This is a genomic window from Nocardia sp. NPDC004711, from assembly GCF_053601595.1.
Map to the genome: position 1 here is coordinate 109,508 of NZ_JBSGCB010000023.1, position 13,398 is coordinate 122,905.

A 13,398-nucleotide genomic window follows, 5' to 3' on the forward strand; every position below is an offset into this window, starting at 1 on the left:
GGTAGCACCCCACACCGGCGCAGGGATTGTCGGCGTCTCCCACTACTCTTGAGTACATGTCTGTACGCAGCCGCGCCGAATTCGACACCACCCTCTTGGACACGCTCAGACGGCGTGTCGTGATCGGGGACGGTGCGATGGGCACGATGCTGCAGGCCGCGGATCTCACTCTCGACGATTTCCGCGGCCTCGAGGGATGCAACGAAATCCTCAACGACACCCGCCCCGACGTGCTGCGCCACATCCACCGGGCCTATTTCGAGGCCGGCGCCGATGCCGTCGAGACCAATACCTTCGGGTGCAACCTGCCCAACCTGGCCGATTACGACATCGCCGACCGCATTCGAGACCTGTCCGAGCGCGGCACCCGCCTCGCCCGCGAGGTGGCCGACGAGATGGGACCGTCCGCCGACGGGACTCCCCGGTACGTGCTGGGTTCGATGGGCCCGGGCACCAAGCTGCCCACCCTGGGCCACGCGCCCTACGCTGCCCTGCGCGACGCCTACAGCGAGGCCGCGCTCGGCATGCTCGACGGCGGCGCCGACGCCATCCTCATCGAGACCTGCCAGGACCTGCTGCAGGTCAAGGCCGCGGTCACCGGCAGTCACCGGGCCATGGACCAGGCCGGGCGCCGGATCCCGATCATCACGCACGTGACCATGGAGACCACCGGCACCATGCTGGTCGGCTCCGAGATCGGCGCGGCGCTGACCGCGCTGGAGAAGCTCGGCATCGACATGATCGGGCTGAACTGCGCCACCGGTCCGGACGAGATGAGCGAGCATCTGCGGCATCTGTCCAAGCACGCGCAGCTGCCGGTGTCGGTCATGCCGAACGCCGGTCTGCCGATCCTCGGCGCGAACGGCGCGGAATACCCGCTGACGCCGGAGGAGCTCGCGGTCGCGCTGAGCCAGTTCGTGTCCGAGTTCGGTTTGTCGCTGGTCGGCGGTTGCTGTGGCACCACGCCCGAGCACATCCGGCAGGTGGCCGAGGCGGTGCGTGAGGTCCAGCAGGCCAAGCGGGATCCGGTGCACGAACCGAGCGTGTCGTCGATCTACAGCTCGGTGCCGTTCGAGCAGGACGCCTCGGTCCTGATGATCGGTGAGCGCACGAATGCCAACGGCTCCAAGGCTTTCCGGGACGCCATGCTGGCCGGCGACTGGCAGAAGTGCCTGGACATCGCCAAGGATCAGACCCGCGACGGCGCCCACATGCTGGACCTGTGCGTGGACTACGTGGGCCGCGACGGCACCGCCGACATGACCGAGCTGGCCTCCCGGCTGGCGACCGCGTCGACCCTGCCGATCATGCTGGACTCCACCGAAACCCCGGTGCTGAAGGCCGGTTTGGAGCACCTGGGCGGGCGCTGCGCCATCAACTCGGTGAACTACGAGGACGGCGCGGGGCCGGATTCGCGGTTCCAGCAGACCATGGCGCTGGTCGCCGAACACGGTGCGGCCGTGGTGGCGCTGACCATCGACGAGGAGGGCCAGGCGCGCACCGCCGAGAAGAAGGTGGAGATCGCCGAGCGCCTGATCGCCGACATCACCGGCAACTGGGGGCTCGACGAGTCCGACATCATCATCGACACGCTGACCTTCACCCTGGGCACCGGCCAGGAGGAGTCCCGGCGCGACGGCATCGAAACCATCGAGGCCATCCGCGAACTCAAGAAGCGGCACCCGAATGTGCAGACCACACTGGGTCTTTCGAACATCTCCTTCGGCCTGAACGCGGCCGCGCGGCAGGTGCTCAACTCGGTGTTCATGAACGAATGCGTCGAGGCGGGCCTGGATTCGGCCATCGTGCACGCCTCGAAGATCCTGCCCATGGCGCGGATTCCGGAGGAGCAGCGGCAGACGGCGCTGGATCTGGTCTACGACCGGCGCAGCGAGGACTACGACCCGCTGCAGAAGCTCATGGCGCTGTTCGAGGGCGTGTCGGCGGCCTCGTCGAAGGCGTCGCGGGCCGAGGAACTGGCGGCGCTGCCGCTGTTCGAGCGGCTCGAGCGGCGCATCGTGGACGGCGAGAAGGCCGGTATGGACGCCGATCTGGATGCCGCCATGGCCGAGGTTCCGCCGCTGCAGATCATCAACGAGACGTTGCTGGCGGGTATGAAAACCGTTGGCGAGCTGTTCGGTTCGGGGCAGATGCAGCTGCCGTTCGTGCTGCAGTCGGCCGAGACCATGAAGACCGCGGTCGCCTACCTGGAACCGCACATGGAGGCCACCGACGATTCCGGCAAGGGCCGCATCGTGCTGGCCACCGTCAAGGGCGATGTGCACGACATCGGCAAGAACCTGGTGGACATCATTCTGTCCAACAATGGCTACGAAGTCGTGAATCTCGGTATCAAACAACCGATTTCGACGATCCTGGATGCCGCCGTGGACAAGAAGGCCGATGTCATCGGCATGTCCGGGCTGCTGGTGAAGTCCACCGTGGTCATGAAGGAGAACCTCGAGGAGCTCAACGGCCGCGGTGTCGCGGAACAGTTCCCGGTGCTGCTGGGCGGCGCGGCACTGACCCGCGCGTACGTGGAGAACGACCTCACCGCGGTCTACGACGGCGAGGTGCACTACGCGCGTGACGCCTTCGAGGGCCTGCGGCTCATGGACGAGATCATGACCGTCAAGCGTGGCGGCGCGGCCGACCCGGGTTCTCCGGAGGCCATCGCCGCCCGGGAGAAGGCCGCCGAGCGCAAGGCCCGCCACGAGCGGTCCAAGCGGATCGCCGAGCAGCGCAAGGCCTCCGAGGTGCCGGTCGAGGTGCCCGAGCGCTCGGATGTGGCCGCGGAGCTGCCGGTGCCGACGCCGCCGTTCTGGGGTTCGCGCATCGTGAAGGGCCTGTCGGTCAACGAGTACTCGAGCCTGCTCGACGAGCGGGCGCTGTTCCTGGGTCAGTGGGGCCTGCGCGGCCAGCGCGGCGGCGAGGGACCTTCGTACGAGGAGCTGGTGGAGACCGAAGGCCGTCCGCGCCTGCGGTACTGGCTGGACCGGCTGACCGCCGAGGGGGTGCTGCAGCACGCCGCGGTGGTGTACGGCTATTTCCCGGCCGTGTCCGAGGGTGACGATGTGATTGTTCTCACCGAGCCGAATCCCGATGCGCCGGAACGCTTCCGGTTCACATTCCCGCGTCAGCAACGCGACCGGTTCCTCTGCATCGCCGATTTCATTCGCTCACGCGAGTACGCGAAGCAGACCGGGCAGGTCGATGTACTGCCGTTCCAGCTGGTCACCATGGGTAAGCCCATTGCCGACTTCGCCAATGTGCTGTTCGCGGGCGACAATTACCGCGACTATCTCGAGGTGCACGGCATCGGCGTGCAACTCACCGAGGCACTCGCCGAGTTTTGGCACCGCCGGATTCGGGAAGAGCTGACACTGGAAGGACATTCGGTCGCCGACGAGGATCCCGCCGATGTGTTGGATTACTTCAAACTCGGATACCGTGGCGCACGGTACTCGTTCGGCTACGGTGCCTGCCCGGATCTCGAGGATCGGGCGAAACTCGTGGAGCTGCTGGACGCCGGCCGGATCGGAGTGATCTTGTCCGAGGAGTTGCAACTGCATCCGGAGCAGTCCACGGATGCGTTCGTGCTGCTGCATCCGGAAGCCAAGTACTTCAACGCTTAATATCTTCACCAGATTTCCGGGCTTTCGCGCAGAGTTGCAGGGGTGCTCGGCGTGAAAGCCAGCAGGAGGGGCACAACCACATGAGCGCAGACCGGCTGATTGCGGGGCGGTACCGGCTAACGGATCCGATCGGCACCGGTGCTATGGGGGTCGTGTGGCGCGCGACCGATGTTCGGCTGCGGCGCACGGTCGCGGTCAAGCAATTGCTGCTGACACCGGGGCTGACCCGGTCGCAGGCCGTCGAGGCCAGGATGCGGGCGATGCGTGAGGGGCGCATCGCGGCGCGACTGCATCATCCCAACGCCGTCACCGTGTTCGACGTGGCGGAGGAGGACGGCCAGCCCTGGCTCGTCATGGAATACGTGGACGCCGTCAGCCTGGCGGCGCACATGCGGGAGAAGGGGCGACTCGAGCCGGTCGAGGTGGCGCGGATCGGGGCCAAGGTGGCCGAGGCGCTGGCCGCGGCCCACAAGGCCGGGATCGTGCACCGGGATGTCAAGCCCGCCAATATCCTGGTGGCCGACGACGGGACGGTGAAGATCACCGACTTCGGCATCTCGCGGGCCACCGGGGACGTGACCGTCACCTCCACGGGATTCCTGGCGGGCACGCCCGCCTACCTGTCGCCGGAGGTGGCGCGGGGCGAGAACCCGGAGCCCACCTCCGACGTGTTCGCCCTGGGCTCAACGCTTTACGCCGCGGTCGAGGGGAAGCCACCCTTCGGTGAGGGCGACAACCCCCTCGCGGTGCTGCACTCGGTGGCGCGCGCCCAGGTGCCGCCGCCGACCCATGCCGCGGCGCTCGCGCCGGTGCTGATGGACCTGCTCGCGGCCGAGGGCGCGGACCGGCCGACCATGGCGCAGGCGGCGGAACGGCTGCAGGCGGTGGCGGAGGGGCGGGCCCCGGCCGTGCCGATCCAGCAGACCAAGGTGCTGCCCGCGATGAGTGCCGCTGCCGCCGTGGACGGTTCGGCCGCCACGACCGTGATGTCGACCTCGCGCAGCGGCGCGCCCAGCAATGCCACCGACGCCACCGTGCACGTCGACATGGCCCGGGACGTGTCCCCACAGCGCGGGACGATGCCGGGCACGCCGCCGCCGGGCGTGACCGGGGGAGCGAAAACCGGTGGCGCGGACCGGAATCCGCGGCGGCTGGTGCTGGTGGCGGCCGGCGTGGTGGCCGCGCTCGTCGCGGCCGTCGTGATCGCCATGTCGGTCAGCCACAACAGCGGTGGCGGCAACCAGCCGTTGGCGAGCAACGGCGGCTCGGTCAGCGCGGGGGCCTCGCCGATTCCGGCGACCTCCCCGGACAATATGGGCCAGGCCGACGGCGGCACCCAGCAGCCCACGCGCACCGGCGAGGCGGGTGCGGCCACCCACGCCCCGACCACCACGCCCGCGCCGACTTCGTCGGTGGCGCCCACCTCCTCGGCCCGGCCGAGCACGACCACCGTGACGCCGTCCTCGACGACACCGTTCGGCCCGCCGCCGGCGACCTCGGTGGCCTCGTTCATCCAGGGCTACTACAGCATGCTCCCCGGCAATGTGAGCGGTGCGTGGTCCATGCTGTCGCCCGGCTACCAGTCCTCCACAGGCGGCTACAACGCGTACGCGCAGTTCTGGGGCGGCATCTCGTCGGTGAGCGTCGGCGCGATCACGCCCAACGGCGACAACCGGGCCGTGGTGGCGCTGACCTACGTGCTCAAGAACGGGCAGGTGTCCACCGAGAACCGGTGGATCCAGGTCGACTCCTCGACCGGGCACCTGATGATCGCGGCCTCGGGTCTGTGATCGGTCCCCGATAGGCTGAACCGGCTCCGCCCCGCGGCGGAGCCGGTTTTTCGGTTCAGGTGGTGTGGAAGGAGTTCGAGTCGGTGGCGCGGTTGGACGCGGTGTTGTGGGACATGGACGGAACGCTGCTGGACTCGGAAAAGCTCTGGGACATGGCATTGCGCGAACTGGCCGGCGAGTACGGGCGGGAGCTGACCGACACGGTCCGGCACGCGCTGATCGGCGCGTCCGGCCCGAACGCCTTCCGGATTCTGTTCGAGGGCTTGGGTATCGAGCACACGCCCGGGGCCGTCGCCACGGCCTCGGACTGGATGGAGCGACGGGTCACCGAACTGTTCCACGGCCCGGTGCCCTGGCGTCCCGGCGCGCGTGAAGCGCTGGAAATGGTGCAGGCCGCGGGCATCCCGATGGCCCTGGTCACCAACACCAAGCGGTCGCTGACCGAGTACGGCCTGAACACCATCGGCCGCGAGTTCTTCGGTGCCACCGTCTGCGCCGACGAGGTGCCCCACGGCAAGCCCGCCGCGGACGTCTACCTCCGGGCCGCCGAACTCCTGGGCGTCGCACCGGAAAACACGGTCGCCATCGAGGATTCGCCCACCGGCTCGATCGCCGCCCAGGCCGCCGGCTGCGCGCTCCTGGTGGTGCCGTGCGAGGTCGCGGTCCCGGACGCCCCGGGCCGAACCTTCCGCGAGAGCCTGGTCGGGCTGACCATGACCGACCTCGGCGATCTCGTCCCCGCCGGAATCGGCTGACTCCGAACACCATGACCCCGCCGGGGTTCCCATTCGTCCAAGGCCGCGGGTCGTTCGTCGCCTAGCCTGCGGGAATGGAGAGTGTGCTGGCGTTGCTGCGGGGTGTGTGCACCGGGCTGCCCGAGGTGACCGAGCGGGTCAGTCACGGGGAGCCGTGCTGGTTCGCGGGCGGGAAAAAGATGTTCGTGATGTTCGCGGATCACCATCATGACGAGCGGGTCGGATTCTGGTGTGCGGCACCGGCGGGGGTGCAGGAGGAGTTGGCGGCCGGTGAGCCGGAGCGGTTCTTCCGGCCGCCGTATGTAGGGCATCGCGGGTGGCTCGGCGTGTATCTGGATACGGCCGTGGAGTGGGACGAGATCGGGGAGATCGTCGAGGACGCCTATCGGATGGTGGCGGCGAAACGGCTTGTGGCGGAGCTGGATCGGCGGATGGCGTCCGAGTGACGAGAATCGGCCCGGCGGTATCGCCGGGCCGGTTCACGTTTTCCGGAGTCAGCGCAGCGGACCGAAGAAAGTCTGGAGGTCGCGGGCCAGGTTGGCGGGGGCTTCCATCGCCGGGAAGTGCAGGCCGCGTTCGAATTCGGTCCAGTGGGCGTCGGCGGGGGCGGGGACGACACGGCGGACGGTCTCGTCCGCGCCGAAGATGGCGAAGCCCTGCGGGACCGACGGGGGAGCGCCCCATTCGGTGGAGTGGGACTGCTCGTAGAGGGTGTGGGCGGCCGACGCGCCCGACCCGGTGAACCAGTAGAGGCTGACGGTGGTGAGGAGTTGGTCGCGGTCGATGGGGAGGTCGGTCCATGCCTCGAATTTCTCGGCGATCCAGGCCAATTGGAGCAGGGGGGAGTCGACCAGGCCGTAGCCGATGGTCTGGGGGCGGGAATTCTGGATGGCCAGGTAGCCGGAACCCTCGCGGCGGAAGGAGTCCATCCGGTCCAGGATGACCTTGTCGATCGGGTCGTCGGGGTCGAGGCCGTCGGCCAGACCGGGCAGGAAGGTGGCGACATTGGCGGCGGTGAGCGGGTCGGTGACCACATGGACGCCGGTGACGTGCTCGGGGTCCAGGGCCGCGACCAGGCCCGAGACGCCGCTGCCGACATCGCCGCCGTGCACGCCGTAGCGGTCGTAACCCAGGCGGGCCATGAGCTCGATCCATGCGCGGGCGGCGCGGGCCATCGTCCAGCCGACGGCGCTCAGCGGGGTGGACAGGGTGTAGCCGGGCAGGGACGGGGCGATCACATGGAAGGCCGGGCCCTCGGCCGGGTCGGTGAGCAGGCCGATGAGGCCCATGAACTCGGCGATCGAGCTGGGGAAGCCGTGGGTGATCAGCAGCGGCTGGGCATCGGGGCGCTCGGAACGGACATGCAGGAAGTGGATGCGCTGGCCGTCGATCTCGGTGGTGAATTGGGGGAAGGCATTGAGCTCGGCTTCCTGCGCGCGCCAATCGAATTCGGTGCGCCAATAGTCGGCCAGCTCGCGCAGGGCGGTTTCGGGGATGCCGCGCTCCCAGCCGGTGCCGGGCAGCTGGGCGGCCCAGCGGGCACGGTCCAGGCGGTCGTGCAGATAGTCCAGGTCGGACTGGGGAACGTCGAGGGTGAAGGGGCGAATCTCGGTGCTCATCAGGCTGTTCCGTTCACTCGGGAGAACCTCGCCGGAGGCTCTTCATCTTCCGCTCGACACCACGGTATGGACTATTGCGGAACGGTTCGTTCCGCAATTCGCGCATACCATCGAGAAATGTTGGAAACCTCCGCCCGCCTGCTGCGGCTGCTGTCGCTGCTGCAGTCCCGGCGCGACTGGACCGGGGCCGAACTCGCCGCACGGCTCGAGGTCACCCCGCGCACGATCCGCAAGGACATGGATCGGCTGCGCGAACTGGGCTATCCGGTGGAAGCGCGGCCGGGCGTGGACGGGGGATACCGGCTCGGGACCGGTGGCGCGCTGCCGCCGCTGCTGCTCGACGATGACGAGGCCGTCGCGGTGGCCGTCGGATTACGCACCGCCGCAAGCGGTTCGGTTCTCGGCATCGAGGAGACGTCGCTGCGCGCGCTGACGAAACTGCAGCAGATCCTGCCGTCACGGCTGCGGCACCGGGTCAGCGCCTTCCAGAGCGCATTGCCGGTTCCGATGCGCGGGCCCCGGGTCAGCGCCGACACGCTGACCGCCATCGCCGCCGCGTGCCGCGACCACGAACGCCTGCGGTTCGACTATCGGACCCACTCGGGCGCATCCTCCCGGCGTGCGGTCGAGCCGTACCGTCTCGTCAACCACCGCCAGCGCTGGTACCTGCTGGCCTGGGACCTCGACCGCGGCGACTGGCGCACCTTCCGCGTCGACCGCATGGACCCGCGCCCGCCGTCCGGACCGCGCTTCACTCCGCGCACTCTGCCGCCCGACTCCGAGATCGCGTCCTACGTCGAACGCGGAATCGGCTCGGCGACGTGGCATTTCCGCGCCCGCGTGATCGTGCACGCCCCCGCCGCTCACGTCCGCGCCCGCCTCCCGATCCCCATCGACATCGAGGAACTCGGCGACAACCGGTGCGCCTTCGAACCCGGCTCCGACCACCCGGAAATGCTCGCCCTCTACCTGGGTCTGCTGGACGCCGACTTCGACATCGTCGATTCCCCCGATCTGGTCGCCGCCCTGCGCACCCTGATCGACCGCTACCAGCGTGCCGTCACCACCGCCGGCCGAGCGACCGCCCGCGATAGTGCTCGTCCAGCACGGGCACCGGATCCAGTTCCGACACCTGATGCCCCGCATTGCAGTGGTCGGTGAGATCCTTCCCGTCCCGAGCCTGTACCACCCGCAGCTCATCCACGCAATCGACCAGTGACTCGGCAACTTTCGCCGCATGCCGATACCCCGGCGCATCCCGATCGGCAACCACCCACACCCGATGCGCACCGCGCAGCCAGTCGGCATGCTCCCGATGCCACCCGTTCGCCCCGCCCGCATTACAGGTGGCGGTCAACCCGGCACGCGTGGCAGTCAGAACATCCGCCTCACCCTCGCAGACGACGATGTCACGGCCGTCCTCGACGGCGTCGATCACCTCCGGCAAATGGAACGGAAGACGCTCGAATCCGCCGTACTCCCAACCGGTTTCGGTCCGGCGCTGCTGATAGAAGCTCTTCACATACCCCTGCCGATGCAGCGTCCGAACCCGGAACACACACCCCGCCGGACTGCCATCCGGCCACCGGTAGATATAGGCCGCGACCCGCCGCGACCGTCCGATCGGCGGACCGAAGTCACGCTTGTGTACCGAAAGTGCCAGTCCCGCAGCCAAAATGGCCCGATCGGCCAGCCCCGTCTCCGCCGTCCCCCGCGTCGGTGGCCCCCGTCGCTCCGCCGGGGCGTCGAACAGGTCCCGCACTCGCAGCCCGAGCCGCTCCAGCACCTCCTCATCCGAACACCCGGCGAAACACCGGACGACCGTCCGCTGCCGCCGCGGGTTGTACACGACCCCCAGTGACGGCCGATGCCGCCGCCCATCCGCCTCGTGAACCGGACACAGATAGGTAGTCCATTCGGTGCCGCGCCTCCCCGGCCCGGACACCCGATTCAGCGCCCGGTTGATGGTCTCCCACGATCCCTGACTGCCCATCGCGCCGGTCCTCTCACTACCGGTGTACCCCCTTCGGGAGCGTTGTCAACCGTCATGAATCCGGTTGTAGCGCAACCGGAATCAACCGCCCGATGTCCGCGTCGCCCTGGCGTGGGATGGACTCGCCCGGCCGGTGGATATCGGCTGATCCGGGTGGCGTAGAGTCGCGACGGTCGATGGGGGCCGCGATGAAGCGGACGACCGGTACCGCATGAAACCTGCTGGGGCGCAGGAATAGTGAGTATTCACAATCGGAGTGGAACTCGGGCGTGTCGGGCGTTCGGGCGGCAAGAATGGGCCGCATGGTTGCGGTCGGGGGTCGGGCGGACTCGTGGGAAGCCGATGCGGCGGCGGGCGGGGGTCCGGTGCCGGGAGTGGATGTCGGGAAGTATCCGCTGGACTCACCCGGGAGTGCGGCGTGGCTGGCGGCGGTGGGCGAGGCGCGGGCCGAGCTGGCCGCGGATGGATGCTGCGTGCTGCGCGGGTTCATCAGGCCCGAGCTGCTGACTACCTTGCGTGGCGAGGGGGTGGCATTGGCTCCGCACGCGTATTACACCGTGGAGGACGTCAACGCCTACAACATTCCCCTCGATACCGATCTACCGCCCGACCATCCGGGGCGGATCGTGCTGCACCGCGGGAACGCGTTCGTGGCAAGGGATCTCATTCCCGCGGACGCGCTGATCCAGCGGCTGTACACCGATCGCCGGTTCCAGCGGTTCGTGGCGGACTGTTTCGGGCTGGCCGAGCTGCACGAGTACACCGATCCGCTGGCGGGGTTGTGCCTCAATGTGGTCGCGCCGGGAATGTCGCATCCGTGGCATTTCGATACCAACGAGTTCACCGTCAGCATGCTCACGCAGGAGCCGGAATGCGGTGGGGTGTTCGAGTACTGCCCGAACATCCGGTCGCGGGAGGCGGAGCACCTCCCGGATGTGCGGGACGTGCTGACGGGGCAGGGGGAGCGGTTCATCCGGCGGCTGGAGTTGCGGCCGGGGGATCTGCAGCTGTTCCAGGGGAGATTCTCGTTGCACCGGGTCGCGCCCGTAGGCGGGACGGTGCAACGGCATTCGGCGATCTTCGCCTACAGCGACACCCCGGGACTGATCGGCACCGCCGAGCGGACCCGGCAGCTGTTCGGGCGGGTACTGCCGGATCATCTGGCCGTCGGTGAGGTCCGCGGCGATCGACTGCTCGACTGAGAGGGAACAGCGCGTGCCGGTTTCGTTACACAGCTCCACCGGAAAAGCCTCGTTCGACCACATCTACGACCGCCCCGATCCACGCGAGTACTACGCGCGCATGGCCGAATTGGATTACCAGATACCGGAATTGGCCAAACCGCACTTCCAGCGGCTCCTCGCGGAGTATCGGTCGGCCACCGGCATCGCCACTCCCGCCGTCCTCGACATCGGCTGCTCCTACGGCGTGAACGCGGCCCTGCTGCGCCTGGACACCACCATGGCCGACCTGGCCGGACGGTACCGCGGCCGCGACACCGACGACACCGCCGCGCTCATCGACCGCGATCGGCAGCTGCTGCAGACCCACGATCAGCTCCCCGGCGTCCGCTTCATCGGCATGGACGCCTCCCGGCCCGCTCTCGACTACGCCGGCGCCGCCGGCTTCCTCCAGGACGCCGTGCACGCCGACCTGGAGTCGGGCGACCCCACCGAGGCCCAGCGCCGCACCCTCGCCGTCGCGGACCTGGTCATCTCCACCGGCTGCGTCGGCTACGTCTCCGAACGCACCCTGCTGCGGGTGGCCCGCGCGCACGGCGGAAAACTGCCCTGGATGGCACATTTCGTGCTGCGCATGTTCTCCTTCGACCCCATCGCCGCTCACCTGGAGACCCTCGGCTATCACACCGAACGCGCACCCGGCGTGTTCCGCCAGCGGCGCTTCGCCTCCGCGGACGAGCAGGCACGGGTACTGAACACCCTGGCGGACAGCGGAATCGACCCCGCCGGCGCCGAATCCGACGGGTGGCTCTACGCCCAGCTGTATCTGTCCCGGCCGAAAATCAGTGGCGCGACCGAACACTGATCGCGTCGCACATCGAATTCACATCCCGGATTCACCTGAAAACTCCCCGCGATTGTTACGGTGAATCGGTGGCACCAGCGAAGATCGTAATTATCGGCGGTGGTTTCGCGGGCGTCGAGTGCGCCCGATATCTGGAACGCCGAGTGCGGCCCGACGAGGCGTTCGTCCAGCTCGTCTCGCCCGACGCCGGACTGCTGTATCTTCCGCTGCTGCCACAGGTCGCCTCCGGCACCCTCAACCCTCGGTCGGTCTCGGTATCCCTGCGCCGGATCCTGCGCCGCACCGAGGTGGTGCCGGGCATGGCGGTCGGGGTGGACCACGACACCCGGCGGGTGGTGGTGCGCCGATCCACCGGCCGCGAAACCGCCCTCGAGTACGACCATCTCGTGCTGGCCCCGGGCTCCATCACCCGGGTGCTGGACGTGCCCGGGCTCAAGGAACACGGCTTCGGTATGAAGACGCTGCCGGAGGCCATGTACCTGCGCGACCATGTGCTGCGGCAGCTGGACGTCGCCGCCCTGCGCGGCGGGCTGGACGGGGACCAGGAGCGGCTCAACTTCGTCACCATCGGCGCGGGCTACGCCGGGACCGAGACCGCCGCGGTCCTGAACAAGGTCTGCCACGCCGCCGCCAAGCGCTTCTTCCCCGAGACCGAACGCGGCATGGTGCGGTGGCACCTGGTCACCCACGGCGACCGCATCATGCCGGAGCTGGGCGAGCGGCTCGGCGCGGAGGCGAAAAGGATTCTGGCCGAACGCGGAATCGAACTCATCTCCGGAGCGTCGGCGGCGGAGGTGACGGCCAACGGGGTGAAACTCACCAATGGGCGGTTCATCCCCTCCCGCACCGTGCTGTGGACCGCCGGCGTCACCCCGAGCCCGCTGGCCGGGCACCTCGGCGCGGAAACCGACAAGGGACGCATCATCGCGCACGCCGACCTCTCTGTTCCCGGGCTGGACGGCGTGTGGGCCATGGGTGACGCCGCCGCGGTGCCTGATCTGACCGACGGCGTCGACAAGGTGTGCGCGCCCACCGCCCAGCACGCCATGCGCCAGGGCCGGCACCTGGGCAAGAACCTGCTGGCGACCCTGCGGGGCGGACGATCCGAACCCTACCGGCATCCGGATCTCGGCATGGTGGTCGACCTCGGCGGGCGCGATGCGCTGGCACGCCCGCTCGGCATCGGATTGCGCGGTGTCCCAGCCCAATTCGTGGCACGCAGCTACCACCTGATGGCGCTGCGCACGGTCGTCGCCCGCGCCCGCGTGGCCTTCGACTGGACCGTGCACGGCCTCAGCGGCGACGACTTCCTGCGCATCGGCTACGGCGACTATCAGACCCACACCATCGGCGGATTCGAGCAGTCCGGCTGCTACCTGCAGACCGACGAGGTGCCGCGGGCGCTGAAGGAGATCGGCGATCCCGGGTGACTCCGGAACCCGCATGAAAACTATTGTGGCGCAGTAAATCCACATCCGGTCCGGACCGTGTGGTTTCGGGCGAAAGCCTGGCGCTCGGACGGTTTCGATGACAAGAATGAGTGCTGTGACCGCCAGGGGG

General features: G+C 68.6%; 10 protein-coding genes. 8 read left to right on the top strand and 2 right to left on the bottom strand.

Annotation, left to right across the window (positions count from 1 at the left end; genetic code table 11):
* Window positions 1–56 precede the first annotated feature (56 nt).
* The 4 genes from metH (at window position 57) to ACWEKS_RS24220 (ending at window position 6,626) form a co-directional block, all read left to right on the top strand.
* A complete protein-coding gene (gene metH, locus ACWEKS_RS24205; RefSeq protein ID WP_452342167.1) occupies window positions 57–3,635 on the top strand; it encodes a methionine synthase in 3,579 nt (1,192 codons plus the stop codon).
* 80 nt (window positions 3,636–3,715) lie between these two features.
* On the top strand, window positions 3,716–5,425 hold the full coding sequence (locus tag ACWEKS_RS24210) for a protein kinase domain-containing protein (protein ID WP_452342168.1): 1,710 nt from the start codon (window positions 3,716–3,718) through the stop codon (window positions 5,423–5,425).
* 83 nt (window positions 5,426–5,508) lie between these two features.
* Window positions 5,509–6,180, top strand: a complete 672-nt coding sequence (locus ACWEKS_RS24215) for an HAD family hydrolase (RefSeq protein ID WP_452342169.1) — start codon at window positions 5,509–5,511, stop codon at window positions 6,178–6,180.
* 74 nt (window positions 6,181–6,254) lie between these two features.
* A complete protein-coding gene (locus ACWEKS_RS24220) occupies window positions 6,255–6,626 on the top strand; it encodes an MmcQ/YjbR family DNA-binding protein (RefSeq protein ID WP_452342170.1) in 372 nt (123 codons plus the stop codon).
* 48 nt (window positions 6,627–6,674) lie between these two features.
* On the opposite strand, the gene ACWEKS_RS24225 is transcribed toward ACWEKS_RS24220, so the two are convergent.
* Window positions 6,675–7,799 (bottom strand): epoxide hydrolase family protein, encoded by a 1,125-nt coding sequence (locus ACWEKS_RS24225; RefSeq protein WP_452342171.1) that lies wholly within the window; start codon window positions 7,797–7,799, stop codon window positions 6,675–6,677.
* 117 nt (window positions 7,800–7,916) lie between these two features.
* Here ACWEKS_RS24225 and ACWEKS_RS24230 point away from each other — a divergent pair, with 117 nt between their 5' ends.
* The gene (locus ACWEKS_RS24230) at window positions 7,917–8,960 is read left to right on the top strand and encodes a helix-turn-helix transcriptional regulator (RefSeq protein WP_452342172.1); all 1,044 of its coding nucleotides are present in this window, start codon (window positions 7,917–7,919) and stop codon (window positions 8,958–8,960) included.
* Here ACWEKS_RS24230 and ACWEKS_RS24235 read toward each other — a convergent pair.
* Window positions 8,860–9,792: a toprim domain-containing protein gene (locus tag ACWEKS_RS24235; protein WP_452342173.1), complete on the bottom strand. Its 933-nt coding sequence runs from the start codon at window positions 9,790–9,792 to the stop codon at window positions 8,860–8,862. The two genes, ACWEKS_RS24230 and ACWEKS_RS24235, sit on opposite strands and share 101 nt — an antisense overlap.
* A 302-nt stretch (window positions 9,793–10,094) precedes the next feature.
* On the opposite strand from ACWEKS_RS24235, the gene ACWEKS_RS24240 reads away from it, so the two are divergent.
* From ACWEKS_RS24240 to ACWEKS_RS24250, 3 genes are all read left to right on the top strand, one after another.
* On the top strand, window positions 10,095–10,994 hold the full coding sequence (locus tag ACWEKS_RS24240) for a HalD/BesD family halogenase (protein WP_452342174.1): 900 nt from the start codon (window positions 10,095–10,097) through the stop codon (window positions 10,992–10,994).
* A 13-nt stretch (window positions 10,995–11,007) separates the two neighbouring features.
* Entirely contained in the window at window positions 11,008–11,838 is an 831-nt protein-coding gene (locus ACWEKS_RS24245; protein WP_452342175.1) for a class I SAM-dependent methyltransferase, read from the top strand.
* Between the two features lie 68 nt (window positions 11,839–11,906).
* Entirely contained in the window at window positions 11,907–13,268 is a 1,362-nt protein-coding gene (locus ACWEKS_RS24250; RefSeq protein ID WP_452342176.1) for an NAD(P)/FAD-dependent oxidoreductase, read from the top strand.
* Window positions 13,269–13,398 lie beyond the last annotated feature (130 nt).